Source organism: Pseudomonas sp. R11F (assembly GCF_050312575.1).
GTDB lineage: Bacteria > Pseudomonadota > Gammaproteobacteria > Pseudomonadales > Pseudomonadaceae > Aquipseudomonas > Aquipseudomonas palleroniana.
Window position 1 is genome coordinate 1 of the sequence record NZ_JBNPJU010000013.1, and the last position, 21429, is coordinate 21429.

Sequence of the window (21429 nt, forward strand, 5' to 3'; positions counted from 1 at the left end):
ATAGCCTGTAAACCATGTCCCCGGTTAGAAATGTAAACGATGTCCCCGGTTTGTACCGGGGCAAGCCCGCTCACTACAACAGCTCGTCCATATCTCGGCCGCTTAATAAGCGGCTGATCATTTCCATCGAAAACCCGCGATAACTCAGGAAACGCCCCTGCTTCGCACGCTCTTTGGCATCCACCGGCAGATGCCCGGAGAACTTACGCCGCCAGGTGTCTTCCAACTGCGCCTGCCAACTGATACCGCACTCACGCAGGGCGAGGTCGATATCAGCACGTTGCAAGCCACGCTGGCCCAGCTCTTCGCGAATTCGCACAGGGCCGTAGCCAGAACGGGCTCGATAGGAAATAAAGCTTTCTAGGTAACGGGATTCGGAAAGCAGCCCCTCTTCCGTCAAACGGTCAAGGGTGGTTTCGATCATCTCAGGCTCTGCGCCGCGCTGACGCAGTTTACGCGTCAGCTCGACTCGACCATGCTCGCGGCGAGCGAGCAGGTCCATTGCAGTGCGCCGAACGGCGACGAGTGTATCCAGTACAACAGTCATCGTTTGCTTCAGATGTCAGTGTCGGCTTCTTCCATCTCGTCAACCGGTTCGCGGTTGGCGGCAGCTTTCACGTCAGGCGCTGCAGACAGCAGCTTGTCGCGGATCTGCTTCTCAAGCGTGGCGGCGATATCCGGGTTATCCGCCAGGAACTTGGCCGAGTTGGCCTTACCCTGACCGATCTTGCTGCCGTTGTAGGCATACCAGGCACCGGACTTCTCGACGAAGCCGTGCAGCACGCCCAGGTCGATCATCTCGCCGTTCAGGTAGATACCCTTGCCGTAGAGAATCTGGAACTCAGCCTGACGGAATGGCGGAGCCACCTTGTTCTTCACGACTTTAACGCGGGTTTCGCTACCGACAACCTCGTCACCTTCCTTCACCGCGCCAGTACGACGGATATCCAGACGGACCGAAGCATAGAACTTCAGCGCGTTACCACCGGTGGTGGTTTCCGGGCTGCCGAACATCACGCCGATCTTCATACGGATCTGGTTGATGAAGATCACCAGGCAGTTCGCGTTCTTGATGTTACCGGTGATTTTACGCAGCGCCTGGGACATCAGACGGGCTTGCAGGCCCACGTGCATGTCGCCCATTTCGCCTTCGATTTCAGCCTTGGGTACCAAGGCCGCCACGGAGTCGACCACGATCACGTCGATGGCGTTGGAGCGCACCAGCATGTCGGTGATTTCAAGGGCCTGCTCACCGGTGTCCGGCTGGGAAACCAGCAGGTCGTCAACGTTGACGCCCAGTTTGCCGGCGTATTCAGGGTCCAGGGCGTGCTCGGCGTCGACGAACGCGCAGGTAGCACCCATTTTTTGCGCCTGGGCAATCACCGACAGGGTCAGGGTAGTTTTACCGGAAGATTCAGGACCGTAGATTTCAACGATACGACCTTTTGGCAGACCGCCAATGCCGAGCGCGATGTCCAGACCCAGAGAGCCAGTGGAAATAGCCGGGATCGCCTGACGGTCGTGATCGCCCATACGCATTACGGCACCCTTGCCGAATTGACGTTCGATCTGACCCAGGGCCGCAGCCAAGGCTTTCTTCTTGTTGTCGTCCATTAAAGTCCTCACGTAATCAATAAGGCCTGGCGGCCAACACCTGTATAAGTAGACAGTATTGTTCCACAAAGATCCGAGATCGCCTACCCCTGATTTTCTATTTCTGCTGCAGCTCGTCGCATCAAGCCCTCCAGCGCGGCCTTTACCGTCTGTCGACGGACCTCATCCCGGTTACCGGGGAAGTGCGCCAGCTCACTCGTTACTTCGTCGCCCACACCGAACGCCAGCCATACCGTGCCCACCGGCTTGTCCGGCGAGCCGCCATCCGGCCCCGCCACCCCGCTGACCGCCACCGCAAAACGCGCCAGGCTTTTTTCCTGGGCACCCCGGACCATCGCCTCCACCACTTCCTGGCTGACGGCGCCAACCTTGCGAAACAGTGCTTCCGGCACATTCAGCTGCCGTGTCTTCTGTCGATTGGAATAGGTGACGTAACCCGCCTCGAACCAGGCCGAACTGCCCGGTATCCGTGTGATGGCCTCGGCTATACCGCCACCGGTGCAGGACTCGGCGGTGGTGACGTGGGCATTGAGCAACTGCAAACGGCGGCCCAATTCAGCAGCCAGTTGAGTGATTTCCTTCACGGTCGTCTCCAGGGATGGGCGGGGGGTTCGCCTACCCTACAGGAGCCCATCGGCCATGCAAGTTACAGCGTGCATCAAGAAACTACCGGGCGACGGCCTGCACATACGCCTGACAGGCACGCAAGGCAATCAGGGCGTTATCACCGTCGTCGGTGATGCCGATAATTCTTTGAGCATGCGCTGGGTCAAGTCGGGCTCGCGGGGCTGCATGAACCACGCCGCCGGAGGTGGCGGTGGCCGGCATTGCGCAACCGTTGGCGGGGTCGCTGGCGTCGAGAAGGACTGACAACCGCACATCAGCAGTGGCCAGGCGGTCACGCAAAGCAGTCTGGTTGCGTTGGGCATCGCTTAACTCCCGGGTGTGTTGTTGGTCGTTGGCGTTGAGTTGTTGCTCCAGGGCCAGCCGCCTGGATTGCTCAGCTTCCGCGTTTTGGTAGGCGGACCTGAGTTGCAGGTTGACGGTGTTAGCTTGAGACGCTAATTCACGCTCGATCTGTTCCTCATAACGCCAGGTTTGGATTTGCCAGGCAACGCCCCCGCTCGCGGCCATTGCGGTCAGTACCAACAAACCCAGAAGGGTCTGAGCGGGTGTCAACTCAACACCTTCGACGCCAACTGATATAGCGCTAGACGATCAGTTGCACCGTTTGGGACTTTACCCTTGCCGCCCGTGTTGATAATGCTGCCAATATTCTGCACATCACCGATGTCGGCCAGTGCATTTAGCCCATGGACAGACCAAAACCAGGCAGCGGACATCGACGCATATTGCGGCAGCTCCAACAGCTGCGGTTGATGGATCAGATCCAAGCCAAGCGCCTTCGCGCAGAGCGCGTAATTGGCCCGCCCGGTGACCTGGATCAGACCACGCCCACGAAACTTGAAACCGTCCCCTGCCACAGTGTTGCCCAGGTCAATACGTCCTTCGTACCGTGCCTGCTGAGCTGTTGGCCCCCACAGCTCCTTGAGCCAGCGCAACTGGCCAGACTCGTGCCCGACTTGAGCAATAAAGGCAGCCATGCGTTGTGGAGTATCAATGCCATATGCATCCATGGCGAGGTTCAGTACAGGAACAAAAACGCCGGCTTTTCGGCCGGCGTTGGGAAGAATCTGCAGTAACTGCTGTTGTGTCATCGGCATGAAATCCTCCGGATGATAAAAACTCGCTCAAGCAAGCCGTTCACGCTTCAAGTCCAGGCTCGACACTGACCACGTCTAAAGCTGCCTTGCGCTTGTACATAACGTCGGCAGGGATAGGTCGATCACGTTCGTATTTGGCGATCACCTGCCAATCGGTGGATTGCAGGTAAGCGACCGCTTTCATCCTGGCAACCTGGGGGTCTTCGACAGTCGTGCCGATTTTCTGAATGAATGTCAGTTTTATCAGGCTCATGCTTGAACCTCGATGGGGCGGATAACCGGATCGGCAATGATCAACGCCTTTGGAATAGAGACAGGCCCGTCTCGCGTGACTGCCAGTGGTTCCGGGTGACGCATCGATTCTGGCGAGTCACCGCTTACCGGCAACTTGAGAGTCAAACTCAACACACCGTTGCTACGCTCGATCACCGACATGGGCGCCAACCAGTCACACTCGATATCACTCGCTTTAACTTGGTACCCCTCAGGGATCAGCGACAAATCGAGGACATCTTCTCCAACAGTCAAAAGTTCCCCCTTGAGGCTCGCTGTCAGCTCGCCGTCCATCAGAACGGCAAATAGATTGATGATGATCACTTCCAAGCCCCCACTACCTGTATCTTGAAATTCGTAAACTGCTGCGCTGTCGCGCCGTTACGACAAGTAAACCCTACAGAGCCGCCATCAGCGTTGACCCACTTTGTATTGACGCCGTAGTGGTCGTAACTGATGGTGGGTTGAAAATTGACCTCGCACACGGCGAAGCGCGGATCCACAACTCGAATCGGGAGCGCCACCAGCTGACTGATGATGTCTCCCGGTTGCAGCGTTACACTCGTGCCCGTCCAGATATTGATCACAACCTTGCCGTTCTTGTAACGCCAAACCGCAGCGTTACCGTTCATGATGGTCAAGTCCATCAACCCGCTGTTATCGCTGTCATTGACCGGACGCAATGCGCTGGAGCTGTCCATCACCAGCCTCCAGGGCCCCCAGCGGGTGTCGCCAGTGCCATAGCCGGTACGTCTGTAAGCGTTCTGTGTAGTGCCAGGCGCACCGGTCAAACCAACAAAATCCTGGAATACCTGATCGTTCGGATTAAGGACAGTGTTCACAATTCCATAGGTAAAACCAGGAGGGATTGTTCCAGCCGTGTTGACGGTCACGTACCCGTATCCCGGCACCTGAGCGGTAGAAACGTCGTCGATGTTGGTGACATAGGTATAGGGATTAAAGGTCTTTAGCCGCTGGCGTATTACCAATGCACTCGCAATATCCAAATCACCATAGATTCCGCTTTGCCAGGGTTTTGCCATCGTCCCTTGAGCAAATTGACGGCTCCACTCACGTTCACTGAGCAGGTCGAATGCGACTTGCCGTACATAGCCGCCGCCGGCACCGCTTACGGTCTGGATGATGAAAACGTAGCTAGATGGCAGTGAGTACCCGCCATTACCGAACATGAACAGACCGTTGATCGCAGGCAATGCGTCGGCGCTATCAGTAGGTTTCATAGAAATGGGAGCACTGGCTCCCCAACCGCTTGCCTTGGCCAATGCATCGCCTCTGTACAGCTCTTCGGTCATTGCATTGAGCTTGACCATTGCACTGCGTGGCGTGTCACCGCCAACTCCCGTCGGAAGCGCACCTAGGTTAATTTCCTGTCGTGCCATTTGAGCCTCTCAAAGACAAACTATAAAAAAACCCGCTCATGGACGGGTTCTGGGAAGCGCGGATATCTCTCAGGGATATCTATCGATCAGAACGCCGGAACTACCGCACAGACGGGCTCCGGCAATTCGGCATGAAGGGACATTGCACCGACAAGATCATGGGGCTGCCCTTGCTTGAACAACTTCACCGTCATGATCTTTCGCGCATAGGAAATAACAGCCGAAACATCTTTTTCATCGTTTCCCATGCTGTAGCCCCAACCGTTGCTACGGGAATCAACAGGAATCAGCCCCAGCGTGCCGCGTATTTCGTAGACCCCCACAGCCGTACGCTTTGACGTGACCTTAAGAGTGCTTTGCGGGGTGACCAGACAAATACCCTGCCCATCCTTTAATTCAATAACTGCTCTCATATTCAAATCGCCTTTATCGTGCCATCGGCCTGCCTTGCGCAGTTGGCGGTATTCAAGGTACTGATGACCGTCAGCTCGCCCATATTCATGCTGGCGGTGGGCGGTGCTATATCGGCTACTGTGGTCCAGCCGGACATATAAGCCGTAGACACCTCAAGCGCACCGGTCTGGATCGAGTACATGGCAAAACGCGGCAGGTAGACCTTTCCGGGAAAACCGATATAGATGGAAATCAGGCCTGTCTCCGGACGCCGGTAAACGCTGACCTTCAACGCCGGTCCACCCTGCAGGTTGCCGATGCTCGAAGAAGCTGAGTTCAACAATGCAACGCCGGTGTTAAACGCCCCTTGGTAGTAATACCAGGAGAGATCCAAGGTAAAGGGACTGGTGTAGCCGTTGATGCAGCCTATACAACGAATCAGCGGCGATTCGGTCTCGGTATAGGGCATGGTGGTATGAACGGTCAGCGAGGAGACCAGTGAGCCGTTGACCTTGCCCGCCTCCGTGATGTTCTGCCCGACCAGGCGTTCACCATCAGCCTGGAACGCGCGTGATTTAAGGCCCAGACGCTGTTGGCTGGCAGCCAGGCCTGGTCCGTCTGTCAGGACCTTTTGCCAGGGTTGCCACACGCCCAGGACTTCGACCCTGACCCACTTGGAGCCGTCGGTAACAACGACGTACTCCTGCATCGTGTAGCCGATTCCTGCCTCGTTGACGGTCAACCAGCCGTTCACACCTGTTGGCGTATGCAGACCCGAAACCGAGTAGTAGGTACCCACCGAGCGAACGACATCCAGATCGGCTTGAGCAAGCATATTGTAGCCACCCACACCAAAATCGCCGACCCGTACGACACGACCTACTGTGTGGTCGTCAGGTCCCGTGGTCAGCGTGGCGGTCGCAGCGGTGCCGAGTGCTTCGACGCGGCTGTAGAGTTCCTGCGTCATGGCGTTGATTTTTACGTTGGCGCTGCGAGGCGTGTCTCCGCCAACTCCGGCGGGACGCGTGCCCAAATCTATTTCCTGCCTAGCCATACATCCTCCTGTCGTAACACTTCAAAAAACGCGAAACAATCACTTGCTTTGACAACCCTCAAACTCAGTGCTCTCATTAAAATAAGGCTTAAGGAACACCAACAAGCAAAGGCCAATTTAACTTTGGCGCGCTGACTTTCCCTGTAACTATTGATAACTCAATAGTTGCTCTAGACACGTCTGGAAACCCAACACTCACCGACGACAAACTCATGCCCGACAGAAAGTCCTGCCTGTACATATTCATCAAAAAATATGAGTCCTTACCATATGTCCAAGCAAGGCTATACACCCACACCCGGAACACAAAGCTCATGTCCATATAATAGCTAGACACCCAATCTTGAACACCACCAACAAACCTCATAACTTTATAATTACTATCGAATACGACTTGCCCGCCCTTATCAAAAACCTGCATTCCATAACCGCCGGTAGCAGGTGGGTGAGCTACACAAGCACAGTATCTTCCAGAATACGCAAGACCGACCGTAGGATAATCACCTGCAAAATAAACTGAAAAACCCGTCCATGCCCCTGCACTTCCCGCATGAACTATCGGAAAATATACACCCGCCCCATCCGGAGATATAAATACCAACGGGGGTCTAGGCGAATTAATCGCCGAGTTATAATTCACATAGATCCAGCAGCCTTTAATGTTAGGCGAAGCTGCGGCATAAGAGCCTGACGACATGACATGCAACAATGAGTTCTCATCATCAATTATCGTCTGATCCTTATTGCCAACACACAATATCCCATAACTCATTTATAGTGTACCGCCATGATAGAATATTCCTGATTTGCAAATTGGCCGCCAAAGCTAGCCACCCATTGCGCATCCAAAACTTCGAATTTTATGGCTGCTTCGGGATACACACCGACTATCGAGTAACCCGGCATAACTGTTTGCTCGATTCCGTATGCCTCGACCATGACAACGCCTTTAAGAGGATCAAACCTTGGTAAAGGTATGACAGGCCCGTCAACAGGCAAACCTTTTCCTTGTATGAGAGACACAGCCCTCATCGTGTTTGAGTCGAGACCTAAATATTCAGCCCCATTAGAATCGTAAAATCTAATACCCTGCGTCATGCATTCAAATCTCCAATTTTTATTCTGAGATTTCCATCTGCGTCGTAAATTTTGTCGACATTGGGACGAACTTCACGACGGCCACCCGCCCCTGAGCTATTAAGCTCAAATAAGCCAGACTTATCTAAAACCCATACCGGTTTGCCGTTAGCACCCAATGCATTAGATTGAATAGTTTCGCCAATTTTAGCGTTTGTAATCGTCCCATTTTTAATAAATGCGGAATCAATATAAGTGGCGCCATTTTCGACTGCAAAAGGAACGGAGCGACCGCCCTTTACTTTTTCGTTATAAATTGCAAACTTATCCGCAGAAATCAAAAACTGGCTTTCGACTACTCCACTGGTGCCCGTTTCAAGTCCCAAACCCACGCCTGCATATTTGTATCCCCCTCCCGTCGCAATCTCCATCCGCACAGACCAATTCGCCGCCAACTTGCCATTAGTATCCGCAATAGCCGAAGCGTTGGTTTGAACACTGACCGACTGCTGGTTAACTGTGGTCTTGACTGTTTCGATACTCTGCGCAAGAGCTCCATCCACTCCAGCCAACGTTTTCAATTGGGTTTCAATCAAAGAAACATTGTCATTGAACTTCGTATCCAACCGCGTAACCCGCTGGGCAAGTGCTTCGTCTCTCGAAGCCGACGCACTGTCCACATTAGTGATACTCGCCCGGTTCTGATTAACCTTCACCTCCAAAGCATCCGTCTTCAGCGCCTGGGCAATATCACCTTCGGCAATCGCCGACATCACCGACCAGGCGCCTGCCAGGGAAGTGTCATCACCGGCAAAAGACTTCTCGTCATCACCCGCCATCTTCGGATTGACCTGGGCATATACCCCATCGCTTTTCTCCGAAGTGCTGGTGACCTTGCCATCCAAAGTGGTGACCTGGCTTTTCAAACCGTTCAATGCGGTGGACGTGGCGGTCAAACCACTGACCGGATCATCCACCTTGGCGCGCACGCTGTTGAGTTGCGAGGCTTGGGCGGTGAGTTTGCCGTCCACCGTTTCAATCGCGGTTTTATTCTGTTGAATCTGCAGCGCCAAGGCGTTGGTGGTTTGCACCAGAGTGCCTATGTCCAGCCAATAGATCGTATTCGGCGGCGGACTGCCTGCGGGCACGGCCTGAAGCGCCTGGTAGAGATGATTGCCTTGACGAACAAACTCACCGCTGGCGTAAGCCTTGGTTGTGTCATACAGCAATGCATCCGTCACTTGATCGACCAACGCTTGCAGCTCTTTGCGGGTCTTATCCAGACGCTCGTTGACTGAACCTGCTCCCGGCCCATCGATCAACTCGATGCGATCCAACAGGTGCTTGCCCAGCTCCGTCTCACTGATTTGCCCAGCAATCAAATCCAGGATGGGGGAAGCATCAGAGCTGGCTTGCCCGTTGACACCTGCACCCGTCGGAAACCACGGCCCAATATTCCCCGTGCGATCCACCAACCGAGCCCAGAAAAACAACGAAGTACCCGCGCCCAACCCCATCAACGTCAGATCCGTCTGCGGATACGCGTAATCCCCCAACTTGGTCGCCAACGCCAGATCCGCAGTCTTCCCATACCAGATCTCCGTGCGCTGCAAATCCGCTGTACTCACGTCTTGCGGAATCTGCCACTTCACCTTGATCGCAAACACCAACGACTCGGTGGTCAACGCCGCGACGGTTGGCGGCAAGGTGGTTTTGCCGTTGAGCACGGTCTCGATCGATTCGCTGTACAACGAGCCGATATCCAGCGCATTGATCGCCCGCACCTTGGCCACATAACGCCCGGCGTAAATACCGGAAACTTCAATCGAGGTGCCGCCGGTGCGCCCGGCATAGATCCACTCGCCATCGTTTTTACGCCAGTAAACTTCGAAGGCGATGGCATTGGCAGGGCGCTGCCATTCGATGGTCATCACGTTGACCGCACTGCCCTGCTCGACAAAATGGTCGTTACTGACCTTCACCCCCGTGGGCGCCGCTTGCACGCTGGGCGGAATCACCGTGATCGGCGGGCTGTCGATTTTGGCGCCGTTGTCGATGGCGGTGAATTTGCTCGGCACGTGCTTGACCGCGCTGAGGCTGTATTTGATTTCGTTATCCGAAAAATCTTCGGAAATCGACAGCACGCGAAACTGTTGCAACGCCAGGGTCGCGGAGTCGATTGCCCAGATCGATTGGGCCGGAGGCAGAGCGTCGAGCCGGGTTTGCAGCACGACCTGTTGCTCATCCGCGCTGCTGGCGCTGACGGCTTTGACCACTCGGGAAACCGCCTTGCCGTTGGGCATCACCAGAGTGATGGTATCGCCTGCAGCCGCTGTGACTTCGGCGTCCAGGGTCAAGGTGTCGAGCGTCGCATCACGCAGGCGCCCACCAATGCGGCGGCCGGCGCGATCGTTGTCAGCCACGCGGATGATCTGCCCAGGGCGGGCCAATGTGCCGTCGAGGCCGACCGAGAACGTCACGCTCTCGGTTTCCAGGCGATTGGTCAGCAACGCCCATTTGCCGATGCGCTGGGCCTGGGCCTGCGACGTGCAACCGGTGGCGCTGATTTCGGTTTGCTGGATGCCATAACGGGCGATGCCGTCGGCGTCGTCGACGTATTGCACTTTCTGCCGGTAGAAATCCGTCGGGTCGTTCCAGCTGACCAGTGCCACGGTGTAGCGGGTCTTTTTCGCTGAACCACCGTAGATGAACTGACCGCCGATCACGTTAGCATTGGAATAGGTGTAGACCGGGTCTTCCGGCATGTCCGCCACCGCCATGACCGAGCCTGCGCCCCAATAGGACATGCCTCGGAACGTAGTCGCCAAGTCCTGCAGGACCTTCAATGCATCGGCACGCACTGACAGGTACAGGTTGCAGGTGAAACGCGGTTCGGTACCGCCCTTGCCGTCGGACACCGGTTGGTCGCAGTACTGGCCGATGCGGTACAGCTCCCATTTATCCACTTGGCCGGCGTTGAGCAGGTGGCCGAGGCCATAACGCTGGTGCAGCAGCAGGTCGTAGTAGATCCAGGCCGGGTTGTCGGTCCAGGCGGATTTGAAGGTGCCGTCCCACACACCGGCATATACGCGGGTTTGTGGATCATAGTTGCTCGGCACCTTGATGATCCGGCCGCGCAGTTCGAAAGAGCGTGACGGGATCGATTGAAATTGTGCAGCATCAAATTGCAGGCCGATCAGCGCCGAGCCCGGGTAGCGCAGTTTGGCGTCAATCACTTCGGTGGAGGATTCCACAGTGGTGGTATCGGCAATCGCACCGCTGGTGGAGTTCGGCGTGATTCGGCGCACGCGCAGGGTCCAACCACTCTTGGCGGGCGGCAGGTCAACGCGGTGGGAGCGCTCGTATTTGGTGGTGGTCTTGCCGCTGAACGCCGCCGCCAGAACCTGCACGAAGGCGCCGCCATCGGTGGACAGATCGATAGCGTACTGCACGGTGTAGCCGTTGGTATCGCCGTTACTGGTGTTGGTCTGCGAAAGCCGCGTGACCGCCAGGCGCACACGCACCGCCGACAGTTGCAGGTTGGAATAGGACTTGGTCCAGGGCTGGTCGCTGCGCAGCTCAATGGATACCGGGCTTTCGTTCTCCACCGCGGGGAAACCCGGGATATGAGTCTGGTCCTGGCTACCGTTGCGCGTATCGAGGGTCACACCACTGAAGTTGAGGCTGCCATCGGCGTTGGCCAGTGGCGTCTCGTCGAGGAACACCGAGCGCTTATCGTTTTTCAAACCGACAATCTCGCCTTCGCTGACGAGATCGAGGATACGGGCATAGGCCGTACTTTGCAGGCTGTCTGGCGCCTCCACGGAGGGACGGGGCTTGGAAGCGCCGCCTTTGCTGCCAGCGAGAGTGAAGTCAGTCATGGCTTTCCTTCAGGCGAAATAAAGCCCGCACAGTGGCGGGCTGGTTGAAGAGGAAGAACGTTAGAGTTGATCTTGGGCGTAGATCCCGGCGCTGATCACGCAGCTCCCAACGATCAACTGCCCGTAGAGCAGGCCAACCGGATTGCCCTGAGCGTTGGTGTTGACCGGGCCGTTGAAGCTGTAGCTCGGGCGGTTGTCGGGACTGTCCTGGGCTGAAAGCCCTTTGGGCGGCGGCGACAACATTTGCATGACGCCGCCCATCGCCATGGACGCGCCTGCCATCATCATCATGCTGGCGGCGGGACCGGTGATAAAACCAAACGGGTTGTAATACGCCACGGCGATCAGCACGGCACCAATGATGGTCTGCAACCCACCGGCACGCTTTGAGCCGGTCAACACAGGAGCGATACGGATCACGTCCTTGCCGAGCGGCTTCTGGATATCATCCTCTGCGATGTTGCGCTTGCCATTGAATACGGCGAAACGCAGCCCTTTGTCCGCGCTCTGCAGCATGTAGCGTTCAAAGCCGGGAAACTGCTTGAAATAGCCCATCACATCCCTGAAACCGCCGGAGGTGGTCACGCGATGCTCTCGACCGAAAAGCCTGGCGAGCGAACCTGATAACAAGACCGTTCGCATCGTGTGTTGTTCGACTGTAGCGGCCATGATTGCTCTCCTGGTCATAGCTGATCCTGCGCATAGATCCCAGCACTCACCACCGCACTGCCCACCGTCAGCTCGCCATACAACAAACCCACGGGGCTGCCTTGGATGCTGGTATTCACGGGGCCGTTGAAGCTGTAACTGGGCCGGTTTTCCGGGCGATCCATGGTGCCCAGGCCCTTGGGCATCGGGGACATCAGCTGCATGGCGCCGCCCATGGCCATGGAAATGCCGATGTTCGCGGCGAAGGTCCAGCCGGTGGTGGACGTAGCACCGATCAATGTCGAAGTACCATTGGACGCCGCAAGGCCGCCCGAGAAGTAGGACGCGGCCACAATCAACGCGACCCCGATAATGGTCTGCATCGACCCCGCGCGCTTGCTGCCCATCAGCACGGGTGCAATGCGGATATCCGACGCGCCGGAAGGTGCCTTGAGACGATCGGGACCGATATTTTCCCGGCCCAGGAAGATCGAATAAGTCACCCCCAGATCCTTGGACTCCATCAGGAAACGCTCAAACCCCGGCACCAGAATGCATAACGCATGAATGGCCTCCGATGCGTTTCTGACCGCCAATCGATGCACGCGCCCGAAACTGGCGCCCAGGCTGCCGTAGAGGCGCACCGTCCTGACTTTTTCTTGATGCATGGCATCCTCCAGGCGAATGAAACGCCCCTGTGATTAGTGTTTTAACCGCTGACGATGGCGCCAAATGCTGACCGTTACCTCGCCCCAATAGCCACCATAGGTGTCGCGCTTGCTGTCGCGACCATAGAGGTGATGCAGGATCGAGCCTGGCGCCGGGTAATGTTCGGGCTCGCTTTGCAGCACACCGTCAGCCAGGTAGATCGCGGCGTGGTTCGGTACTGGCGAGCGAATCTGCATCAGCACGATGTCACCCTGCTGCAACTGACTGACCTGGATAAAGCCGGCGGCAGGCAGGTTGTCCAGATAGAGATTGCCGCCTTTGTCCCACCAGCCGTCCTCGCGCTGATAGTCACCCAGCTCGATGCCCAGCTCGCGGCGGTAGTAGTCAAGGATGATGCTCAGGCAGTCATGCACACCGTGGGCAAAAGCGCGACCGATCAGGGGGGCCTGGTAACCGTTCGGTGTACAGCTGGCCCACTCCCCGATGCGGACCTGCCCATCGTCACCGGCGCGTACTTCGACAATGTGCCAAGGCAACCCGGAGGCTTCGCACGCCACGCGGTCCGCTTCACTGGGCGTCGCCGGGCAATCCGGATGGCTGTGCACCACTGCGAGGATTTCGCCGCGCTCTTCGGCGGCGGCATAGTCTTCGGGCGCGAGTCGAAAGTGTTCGCTCGGGGTACTCGCCGTGTTACGACACGGCACATACACACGCTTGCGCCCTTCACGAATCAGCAGGCCGCAGCACTCATGCGGGTAGTCGGCCACGGCATGCCGGGAGATCGCCGCCAGGTTGATCTTGTTCATGTTCAGCTCCGCAACAGGCCCGCTGCCGGAAAGGAACCGTAAGGCAGTGGATTATTCTCGCCGAAACGCAGCTTGCAACTGGTCAACCGCCCACCGCACTTGTCCTTGGCGGCATCCGTGACGATCACGTCATTGGTATCCGCCACCGGCCCGCCGTTGTAGCCGCAATAGGGGCCACGATAGCCGCCGCAGCTGAGCCACCAACACACGTTGGCGACGATCTGCCGGCGCGGCAGTTGTACACCGTTGAAGTCCAGCGCACTGGCCAGCTCGAACTTCACGGTCTCATTGCTTTCCGCGACCTTGCGCTCGACGTACCAGATGTCCGGCGGCAACTCCTCTTCGGGGTCTGCTTCGGGCTGGCCGTCGAGATACTTGCCCAGAGTGCGATGGCGAATCAGCCGCGCCCCCACGAGATCCTCGAAATACAGCACCAGCGCCGTAATGAAACCGCCAACGTTGCCCACGGCCAGGGTTGGCGTGGGTTGTGTACCCTGCCCCGACATTTCAAAGCCTTCGGCCTGGATCGGCCAGGGTGAATACTCGTGGCCCTGCCAGAAGATCGATGACGCCTGGGGATAACCGTGAAAGCGGTACAACTCGGCGCCAAGGGCGGTGGCATCGAGCTCGAAAAGCTCCACCCAGGCCCCGGGCTCCAGGGTCTGGATATCTGCGGTGATGGACATATAAATCTCCGGGCAAAGAAAACCCCGCGGATCGCGGGGTGTGGAGCGTCGCTTGAGACGCTAGGGGTGGAAGGCCTGCTCGAACGTCGCTGTCAGGGAGTAGATCCCGGCGCCCAGCGGTGTCGGTTGATACCCTTTGCAGCGATACAGCCCAGGCGAGGCCAACGGCGCGGTCCAACTGAACGCCCTGGCACCGGCATGACGGTCAAGGAACGTCGCAATCGCCCTGATCCGCGCCTCGTCGCCGACGAACGTCAGTGGCCAAGACTCGGTCTTGTTGTTGATTCCGTCAGCCGCTGTTTGCTGATAGCCGTCGCCAAACTTGGCCGATTTAAGGCGAAATTCAACGCTGCCGACAGGCTCGACTTTGGGCTCCCAGGTGAAGGTTTCTGTACTCATGTGTTCTCCAGGCATATGCCTTTGGTTGTCAGCGGCCGTTGATGGCCGACCAGATTTGCCCGCCCGGTTTCAGGTCACGCGCGATCTGCTCGGCGGCGCCCTGACGGGCGGAGCCCGCGTAGGCACGCGCAACGTTCTGGGCGTTGGTATCCGCGCCTGAACCCTGGCCGTCGGCGACATTGATGGTTTGCTGGATGACCACCTGGTTACTGCTGGTGCTGCCCGATTGGCCCGAGCCCAATGCGCGTACGCCAAGCGAACCATCGGAACCGCGACTCAAAGGCATGATGGCTTCGGGGCCGGCTTCGCCGAACAGGGCCAAGGGCGCCAAAGTTGGGCCCGTGGCAATCGAGTTGGTAAAGGCGCCACCGCCGGCAAACGCCTGGATACCGGCGTTCCATGCGCTCCCTTTTGCATGGTATTGAATGCCAGCAGCGTTGAGTTGGGGAGTGAAGGTGTTGCTGAAAGGACCGACGCTGGTAGTCGTCGAGGTGGGCGTGCTGTCGCCCCACAAGGCACTAAACGCTGAGCGGGCTATCCCGAACAACGAACTCAACGCACTGGACGCCGCCGTCTTCGCCGCCATTGTGGCCATGTCTTTGAGCACGGACGTGGCAAAATCCGAAAAGTTGAATTTCCCGGTAGTCGCGAACGTCTGCACCGCCGTGTCCATCTTTTCAAAAGCACTGGTGAACACGGCTTTGGACTGCTCGGCTGCCGTACCAGCCTTGTTCGAATACTCTTCGAAAGCAGCCGAGGCCCCCTGACGCCAATCATCAAGCAATTGGTTCATCTCGGCAAAGTTGCTCTTCATCTGCCGGGTTTTCTCGTCGTCCAGAAAGGCCATGACCTGCTCATCCCCCGAGGGCTTGGGCAGATCACTCCCGTACGCTCCCCCCCCTGGAAACTTCAGCCCCGCCCGCTCGGTATACGACTGCGTATCCAACGAGCCGACAAAACCATTCTGCGCGCCCTGGCTCTGCTTGAGCACCTCCACCAGTTGCGCATTTTTCTGGATAAATCTTTGCGCCGCATCCGTAGCCGGGTCATAAGACTTTTGAAAGTCCTTGAACTGGCCGGAAGTGACCTGCAACGCCGCTGCGGCAGAAGCGCTGACCTTTTTACCGGCGTCTTCGATCTTCTGCTGCATCTCGCGCATGCTTTGTTCGGTAATCCGTGACGCCTTCGCCAGGGCCTGCTCCAGGCTGCCGAGGTTGAGCGTCAGATTACCCTGGTAAGCAGTTGCCATAGGTTTCTCCGGGTCATGGATAAAACCCGCCTCGGCGGGTTTCAAGGAAAATGGCGTCGTCCTTAACGCCACTCGTTCATCGCACGTTCGAGTGACAGGCCCCGACGCAACTCATGGGGCATGAAGTCAATCAACTCGGCCGTGCCGCCGCCCAGCCGGTGGGTCTGCAGCGCCACCAACGCGCTGCCCGCCTCCAGCCGCCTACCGGCATGCAGGGAGCCATATCGGTCGATATAGCGCCCCCAGGCCAGGGCTTCTTGGTAGGTCATGCGTTCCTTGGCTTCGACAATCGTGCGGCCGCCCACTCCGTTCAGCACCAGCTCGTGCCAGAACTCATCGGCGGCCGTCAGTTCTTTGCCGACGCGCCACCCGTGCCATTCACCTCATTGACTGCGTTGAGGATCACGAACCCCAACGACGGCTCAAGGCTGTAGGCATCGTCGTAGCTCAGCGTTTCAGTGCCGTCGCTGCCCAGCGATACCGACGCGGCGAGGTAACTGGCATTGCGGCTCTGCTCGGACTCACCTTGAGTAAACAGGCGCTCGATCACACCAAAGGACTGACGGCGAATGTGCAGGGTAAACGTGTCTGTCACTTCCTTGCCGCTCTTGCTGTCCAGGTGCGTCCAGCTGACTTCTTTCTTGACCGGCACGCCATCGACGATGCCGCCCTTGGCTTTCAGTTGTTTGAGGTTCATGGCGTCTCTCAGGCTTTCTTGATCCAGGCGCTGCCGCCGGTGCGTTGGATGGTGACGGTGGTGGTGACCACGGCGTTCAGCGCGAAGTTGAACGGGAAGTCAGACACGTAGCCGTCGAAGGTGAACCAGGTGCGCGTCGCCGGCAGCTCAAAGCCGTCACCTTTGGTGTTCACGGTAGGCAGCACGTCCTTGCCGTCGGACCAACCGACAGCCCATTTGACGCCGGTGTCACCCTTGGCTTCGGACAATTGGTGCAGGCGAATATGGCTGGCGTTGGTGGGGTCGGCGTTCAGGCCCAGGCTCGCGGTGCCTGGGGTGCGCAAGCCTTTTTTGTAGCTGCGCTCCTCGGCGTTGAGGCTGGTGTCTTCGATCTGCTCAGCGGGCGCGCCGCCGGGTTCGAACGAAGTGGCGTGCTCGATTTCCAGCACGGTGTAAGGCCCGGTGCCGGAGACCGGCGGGACGAGGGCAAAAATCTGGGTACCTTGGGTAAGAATCGACATCGAGTGTTCTCCATGAACAATAAAAAACCCGCCAATGCGGGTTGTGGGGGTGCAACAGTTGTATGACGGTGGTCGAGGCTCAATCAGGGCGCCGGTTTGCCATCCAGATAAGGCGGAGCATTCGGGTCCGTTTCGCGGCTTTTGATCAGGTCGACCAGCGCCTGGTTGCTCTGAGCCAACAGCCGCAAGGCAGCATTGAGCGCCACCTGGCCATCGGTTTGGGTTTGCAGGGCGGCGATCAAGCGGTTGATCGCAGCCAAATCTTCGTCGTTCATCGGCATCTGGATTCCTGTTTCAAATCAGTTAGGTATTGCAAGCGAGGGAGGCATTCATCAACAACGTGCAACTCCGACCATCAAGACGACAACCCGACAGCCGAGATCGAACTGCGATACCCCGCCACCGGATCGCCGACATGGACCACCTTGGCAATCGACCACCGCCCCTGCATGTACGAGGGCCAGGATTCATCCAGTACCAAAAGCCCTTCGGCAGCCAACAAGGGGTTGCCCGGACAGTCGATCTGCATTTTCAAGTCTTCGCGCCCCACACGGCGCAGCTCGCCTTCGGCCACGGCACGGGCTTCGGCTTCGTTCTGACAGCGTTGGCGCACGGTCTTGAACGGAGCAACGCCGACCTGAACCACCTGCTGCTTGCCACTGGCGGCATCCCACCAACTGACGCGACTGCCCGCATACTTGGCGCGGGACTTTTCGTCGAGCGTCGCGGTGATGAACGACTGGTTGCCGGGGCGGTTGTCCTGCGTCACAGAGAGCGTTACCTGCGGCAGCATTTCACGGCCAGACAACGTCTTGACCTGCCCGGCCTCGGCCAGCACATAGAGTTCGTTGAATGGCTTGCTGATGGCGCTGTAGCGCTTGGCGAGACGTGTGATGAAGGCCATGTCGCTTTCGTTGGACTGATCGATATGGGCAATCGCAATGCCCTCCAGCGCCGGCGCCACTCGCGGCGAAAACCCGTGGCGGCTGACCAACTGACGGAACAGCGCACCCAAGGTCGTGGGCCCATAGCTGGCGGATCGACGCTGGCGATAGCCACTTTCATCCACCATGCTGAAGGGCGCAGCCGTGGCCACGATCTTCAAGCACATGGGAAACAGCACCGGGGTTCGCTGGGTAACGACGAACTCGCCCTTTTCCACCAACACCGTCTCCCGATAACCGACGCGCAAACCAATCTTGCCGCTCAAGCTGGGCAGGCCCTCCAAGCCTTCGATATTGAGGGTCAGCTCCAGCCGGTCGCTCTCGATACCCGTGGTGTCGGTGTGTTTCCAATACATGAGGCGTTGATTGAGCAGCGCCGCATTGGCACCGTAAAACTCGATAATCGGGGTAAATTCCTGGGCCATGCCTGCCTCCTTAATCCCAAGCCAGAACAGGCCGTGCAGCGCGCAGCCGTACCTGCATTTCCGGCACGATGATCCAGACACCGGCCGGCAATACCGGCCCATGTTCGGCAAGCTCGGGATTCAGCCGCCACAACGTTTCTTCCGCCGCATCATCACAACGCCCCAACTCACGATAGAGCAGCAGGTTGACCGAATCCCCGGCGATACTTCGTACTCTACGCATTGACGAATTCCTCCAGTTCCAGGCTCCAGGTCATGACCAGAGCGGTGCCGTCGTCAATCACATTGCCCTGGGTTTCCATCAGCGAATTGATCCGCCACAGGCCCCAGTTACGGCCAATACCATCTACCAGCGGTAACGGCGTCCGCCTGTTCTGCAGCGCACGCAACTCGTCCAGGCGCTGCATGCCGATGGCGTACATGGCTGTGCCGCTGAATGTGAGTTTTTCCAACTTCTGGCCGCTCTGCCGCGACTGGGACTTGCTGGCGATAATCGCCAGGTCACTCCAGCCACCGTCGCTAGTACGAACCAACGACGAATAGGCGAACCCTCGAGACAGACCGAAAATAAAGTCGCCGAGTACCATCTGCTGTCGCATCAATCACCTCCTGGATCAGTCAATGCCGCGTTGCGTCGGACACCGAGGGAGTCGGTGACCATCGGCATGCATTGGAACTGCAGAGCCTGGATCACCTGGTTGACGACCTGCTGGGCATCGGCGGGGTTTACGCCGGTGATCTGAATGCTCGGGGCAATACTGACCTGCACGTTATCCGTACGCGCCGCGTTGAGCTCCTTGCTCACCACGCCGGGCGCAGGCAAGCGATCACTTGGCCCAAACAATTTGTCCCCCAGCCAACTCCCCGCTTCACTGCCCAGCAAGCCTCCAATCGCACCGCCGACCGCCGTTCCGACACCGGGGAAAATCATCGTGCCGATGGCCGCACCGGCAGACGCTCCCGCCCAGGCGCCACCGGCAGTACTGAGCCCGGCGCCGACGGCTTTAGCGTCACCGTTGCGCACGCCCTGGACCACGTCGATGGCGGTGTCGACATACTTCAGTGGGCCAAGGCGGCGGGCGGCGGCCGACTCGAGACGCGTCAGGGTGCCGATGGCGGAACCGGCAGACGCTCCCATCAATGCGCCACCGGCAGTACCGAGGCCGGCGCCGATGGCTTTAGCGCCACCGTTGCGTATGCCCTGGGCCCCATCGATGGCGGTATCGACAACCTTCAGCGGGCCGAGGCGACCGGCTGTGGCCGATTCCGGTTTGGCTAATGCGTCCAACAGCCCGGTCACCTGGCCATTGGCTGCGCTATGGGCTGTGGGGCGTACCGTCGAGGGTGCTGCGTAGGAGGCAAATGTGTTGCCCGGCAGACGGGTCGAGCCCTGGCTCGCCAGTTTGCTGTCGAACGCACGCAACGGCTGGCCCATGACATTGAGCGGCTGTGAGACAGGCGCTGAGAGACCAGTAAGTTGCGACTTGAGATCGGCCCGCTTTCTGACGACGCTGGTCTTGATCGACCGTGAGATTGCCTGGCGGGTCGTGTAACGCTTGCCGCGTGGCCCCTTCGCATTAGCCTTGGCGCTTGGCTTGCCTTTGCCGCTGTCTTTGTCCCTGGCGGTTTCGCCGACACGTTCAGGCAACTGAGCGGTCGCTGAATCCAGCGGGCCGCGGATCCCGGCAGGCAGAGCCCCCGTACAGCAGCACTCCTTGCCTGCGTTGCTGCCCTTGCCCTTATCGTCCTTCTTGAGCCACTTGGCAGCGGTTGGAAACTTGTCAGCCACGGCATCAAGCGCCTTGTCCGAGACCCGTTCCTTGGCTTTATCCCACAAGCTGGTGAGCAGTTCTTTGCCGACAAACTTACCGGCATCCGTTGCGCCTTGCAGGCCTTTGTCCACCCAGGAGGTCGAAGCCGGAGCGGGTTCTTTCGGCTGACTTTTGGCAGGCTCGCCACTGACCTCAACCGTCTTGGTTGCCAGCGTATTACCGGTAATGAACAACGTGCTGGTGAGCGTTTCCAACGCCTCGCGCAGCTGCACTTGCTCCAACGTCAAAGCGTTGATATCCACGCTGACGGTCACCAGCGCCGAGGCGAGCACCGACTGCGGATCCTGTTGTGGCCGCGCTGCCGCATCCAGGCTTGCTGGCGCTGCAAGGCTGGCGGAAAACGGTGCCAGCACACTGCCAAGGTCCGCGTCGTCCAGCAGCCAGCGTTTGTCTTCCTGGGCGAGCCTCATCCCAGATTGAGTCTCTTGCATCCCGCTTACTCCTGTTTAACGCCAAGGCGGGTGATCGCGATGTCGTAGCGGCGCAATGCTTTGCCGACGTCCCAGTCGAGGATCTCCGCCTCATTGACCGAGTAGATCAGCGGCACCACATCGAGGATCACTTCGATGTCGCGCTCCGAAAGAAGTCCGCCGGTTGATTTAAAAAATCGTCGATGCGCTCCTGCAATTCCGTCCAGTCGGGCACGGTCAGGTTGGCAAGATCCGGGATCATCAGGCCGGTGCAATGAGCGGTGATGAACTCGGCGCGCTCTTTGTTGGTGGCGAGTTTTTTCATCACCTTGGTGGCGCGCAGCGCCGGCATTTCCAGCGCCAGCTCAGTCAGGGCGCGACCTGCGGCATCGAGTGGCAACAGCAGCTGGACGGGCTGGTCGTGGCTGGTTTTTTCGGGGGTTTTCAAGAAGAACGACGCAGGCTGCGTCGACATTTCGTGTACGTACTGCGCAATGCTTACGTAGTCCGGACGCTTGAGTTGGTCCAGTTCTTTTTCCGACAGGCCGGTGGCGAGTTTCGCCAGTTCAAAGAACTGATCGTCCTCGTCATCACCGGCCCGGGCCAGCGCGTCTTTTTGCGCGGCGTAGAACAGTGGCTTGAGTTGAATCTGCTCGATCGTCGCGCCGGTGTCGGCAGTGATCGGCGAGAGCAGCAGGTGCAAGGGTGGCATCCAGGCCATGGGGCTATTCCTTGGTGAAGTAGGGGG

At 58.1% G+C, this 21429-nt stretch carries 29 protein-coding genes; all 29 read right to left on the reverse strand.

What is annotated here, in order from left to right:
- Window positions 1-73 precede the first annotated feature (73 nt).
- The 29 genes from recX to ACQRBV_RS03225 all read right to left on the reverse strand — a co-directional run bounded on the left by recX (window position 74) and on the right by ACQRBV_RS03225 (window position 21402).
- On the reverse strand, window positions 74-547 hold the full coding sequence (gene recX / locus ACQRBV_RS03085; protein ID WP_411985796.1) for a recombination regulator RecX: 474 nt from the start codon (window positions 545-547) through the stop codon (window positions 74-76).
- An 8-nt stretch (window positions 548-555) separates the two neighbouring features.
- Window positions 556-1614, reverse strand: a complete 1059-nt coding sequence (gene recA / locus ACQRBV_RS03090) for a recombinase RecA (RefSeq protein ID WP_060753979.1) — start codon at window positions 1612-1614, stop codon at window positions 556-558.
- A gap of 83 nt (window positions 1615-1697) precedes the next feature.
- Complete coding sequence (locus ACQRBV_RS03095; protein ID WP_060753978.1) at window positions 1698-2198, reverse strand: CinA family protein; 501 nt, start codon at window positions 2196-2198, stop codon at window positions 1698-1700.
- Window positions 2199-2280: 82 nt separating this feature from the next.
- The gene (locus ACQRBV_RS03100; protein ID WP_411985795.1) at window positions 2281-2793 is read right to left on the reverse strand and encodes a lysis system i-spanin subunit Rz; all 513 of its coding nucleotides are present in this window, start codon (window positions 2791-2793) and stop codon (window positions 2281-2283) included.
- Window positions 2790-3338 (reverse strand): glycoside hydrolase family 19 protein, encoded by a 549-nt coding sequence (locus ACQRBV_RS03105; protein WP_411985794.1) that lies wholly within the window; start codon window positions 3336-3338, stop codon window positions 2790-2792. The genes ACQRBV_RS03100 and ACQRBV_RS03105 overlap by 4 nt, the downstream gene beginning before the upstream one ends.
- Window positions 3339-3378: 40 nt before the next feature.
- Window positions 3379-3591, reverse strand: coding sequence for a hypothetical protein (locus ACQRBV_RS03110; RefSeq protein WP_411985793.1), 213 nt, complete (start codon window positions 3589-3591; stop codon window positions 3379-3381).
- Window positions 3588-3941: a hypothetical protein gene (locus ACQRBV_RS03115; protein WP_411985792.1), complete on the reverse strand. Its 354-nt coding sequence runs from the start codon at window positions 3939-3941 to the stop codon at window positions 3588-3590. The genes ACQRBV_RS03110 and ACQRBV_RS03115 overlap by 4 nt, the downstream gene beginning before the upstream one ends.
- Window positions 3932-5011, reverse strand: coding sequence for a hypothetical protein (locus ACQRBV_RS03120; RefSeq protein ID WP_411985791.1), 1080 nt, complete (start codon window positions 5009-5011; stop codon window positions 3932-3934). The genes ACQRBV_RS03115 and ACQRBV_RS03120 overlap by 10 nt, the downstream gene beginning before the upstream one ends.
- Before the next feature lie 86 nt (window positions 5012-5097).
- Complete coding sequence (locus tag ACQRBV_RS03125; RefSeq protein ID WP_411985790.1) at window positions 5098-5424, reverse strand: hypothetical protein; 327 nt, start codon at window positions 5422-5424, stop codon at window positions 5098-5100.
- Between the two features lie 2 nt (window positions 5425-5426).
- Window positions 5427-6437 (reverse strand): pyocin knob domain-containing protein, encoded by a 1011-nt coding sequence (locus ACQRBV_RS03130; protein ID WP_411985789.1) that lies wholly within the window; start codon window positions 6435-6437, stop codon window positions 5427-5429.
- Between the two features lie 109 nt (window positions 6438-6546).
- Complete coding sequence (locus ACQRBV_RS03135; RefSeq protein ID WP_411985788.1) at window positions 6547-7230, reverse strand: hypothetical protein; 684 nt, start codon at window positions 7228-7230, stop codon at window positions 6547-6549.
- Window positions 7227-7556: a hypothetical protein gene (locus ACQRBV_RS03140; RefSeq protein WP_161549891.1), complete on the reverse strand. Its 330-nt coding sequence runs from the start codon at window positions 7554-7556 to the stop codon at window positions 7227-7229. The genes ACQRBV_RS03135 and ACQRBV_RS03140 overlap by 4 nt, the downstream gene beginning before the upstream one ends.
- Entirely contained in the window at window positions 7553-11416 is a 3864-nt protein-coding gene (gpJ, locus tag ACQRBV_RS03145; RefSeq protein WP_411985787.1) for a TipJ family phage tail tip protein, read from the reverse strand. The genes ACQRBV_RS03140 and gpJ overlap by 4 nt, the downstream gene beginning before the upstream one ends.
- A 60-nt stretch (window positions 11417-11476) precedes the next feature.
- Complete coding sequence (locus tag ACQRBV_RS03150; protein ID WP_104995666.1) at window positions 11477-12085, reverse strand: tail assembly protein; 609 nt, start codon at window positions 12083-12085, stop codon at window positions 11477-11479.
- 14 nt (window positions 12086-12099) lie between these two features.
- Window positions 12100-12732, reverse strand: coding sequence for a tail assembly protein (locus tag ACQRBV_RS03155; RefSeq protein ID WP_104995665.1), 633 nt, complete (start codon window positions 12730-12732; stop codon window positions 12100-12102).
- Window positions 12733-12765: 33 nt separating this feature from the next.
- Window positions 12766-13539, reverse strand: coding sequence for a C40 family peptidase (locus ACQRBV_RS03160; protein WP_161549893.1), 774 nt, complete (start codon window positions 13537-13539; stop codon window positions 12766-12768).
- A 2-nt stretch (window positions 13540-13541) separates the two neighbouring features.
- A complete protein-coding gene (locus ACQRBV_RS03165) occupies window positions 13542-14225 on the reverse strand; it encodes a phage minor tail protein L (RefSeq protein ID WP_161549894.1) in 684 nt (227 codons plus the stop codon).
- 60 nt (window positions 14226-14285) lie between these two features.
- Window positions 14286-14624, reverse strand: coding sequence for a phage tail protein (locus tag ACQRBV_RS03170; protein ID WP_104995662.1), 339 nt, complete (start codon window positions 14622-14624; stop codon window positions 14286-14288).
- 28 nt (window positions 14625-14652) lie between these two features.
- Window positions 14653-15873 carry a phage tail tape measure protein gene (locus tag ACQRBV_RS03175; protein WP_411985786.1) on the reverse strand — a complete coding sequence of 407 codons (1221 nt, stop codon included), beginning with the start codon at window positions 15871-15873 and terminating at the stop codon, window positions 14653-14655.
- Window positions 15874-15935: 62 nt separating this feature from the next.
- On the reverse strand, window positions 15936-16190 hold the full coding sequence (locus tag ACQRBV_RS03180) for a hypothetical protein (protein ID WP_104995660.1): 255 nt from the start codon (window positions 16188-16190) through the stop codon (window positions 15936-15938).
- Window positions 16191-16219: 29 nt separating this feature from the next.
- Window positions 16220-16570: a phage tail assembly chaperone family protein, TAC gene (locus ACQRBV_RS03185; protein ID WP_104995659.1), complete on the reverse strand. Its 351-nt coding sequence runs from the start codon at window positions 16568-16570 to the stop codon at window positions 16220-16222.
- Between the two features lie 8 nt (window positions 16571-16578).
- Entirely contained in the window at window positions 16579-17070 is a 492-nt protein-coding gene (locus ACQRBV_RS03190) for a phage tail tube protein (protein WP_104995658.1), read from the reverse strand.
- An 83-nt stretch (window positions 17071-17153) separates the two neighbouring features.
- Window positions 17154-17345 (reverse strand): hypothetical protein, encoded by a 192-nt coding sequence (locus ACQRBV_RS03195; protein WP_411985785.1) that lies wholly within the window; start codon window positions 17343-17345, stop codon window positions 17154-17156.
- An 80-nt stretch (window positions 17346-17425) separates the two neighbouring features.
- Window positions 17426-18439 carry a phage late control D family protein gene (locus ACQRBV_RS03200; protein ID WP_411985784.1) on the reverse strand — a complete coding sequence of 338 codons (1014 nt, stop codon included), beginning with the start codon at window positions 18437-18439 and terminating at the stop codon, window positions 17426-17428.
- A gap of 10 nt (window positions 18440-18449) precedes the next feature.
- Window positions 18450-18662, reverse strand: coding sequence for a tail protein X (locus ACQRBV_RS03205; protein WP_161549896.1), 213 nt, complete (start codon window positions 18660-18662; stop codon window positions 18450-18452).
- Window positions 18655-19038, reverse strand: a complete 384-nt coding sequence (locus ACQRBV_RS03210) for a phage tail protein (protein ID WP_104995655.1) — start codon at window positions 19036-19038, stop codon at window positions 18655-18657. The genes ACQRBV_RS03205 and ACQRBV_RS03210 overlap by 8 nt, the downstream gene beginning before the upstream one ends.
- On the reverse strand, window positions 19038-20702 hold the full coding sequence (locus ACQRBV_RS03215; protein WP_411985783.1) for a tail tape measure protein: 1665 nt from the start codon (window positions 20700-20702) through the stop codon (window positions 19038-19040). The genes ACQRBV_RS03210 and ACQRBV_RS03215 overlap by 1 nt, the downstream gene beginning before the upstream one ends.
- Before the next feature lie 5 nt (window positions 20703-20707).
- Entirely contained in the window at window positions 20708-20833 is a 126-nt protein-coding gene (locus tag ACQRBV_RS03220) for a hypothetical protein (protein ID WP_411985782.1), read from the reverse strand.
- Entirely contained in the window at window positions 20830-21402 is a 573-nt protein-coding gene (locus tag ACQRBV_RS03225) for a phage tail assembly protein (protein WP_161549897.1), read from the reverse strand. The genes ACQRBV_RS03220 and ACQRBV_RS03225 overlap by 4 nt, the downstream gene beginning before the upstream one ends.
- Window positions 21403-21429: the final 27 nt, after the last annotated feature.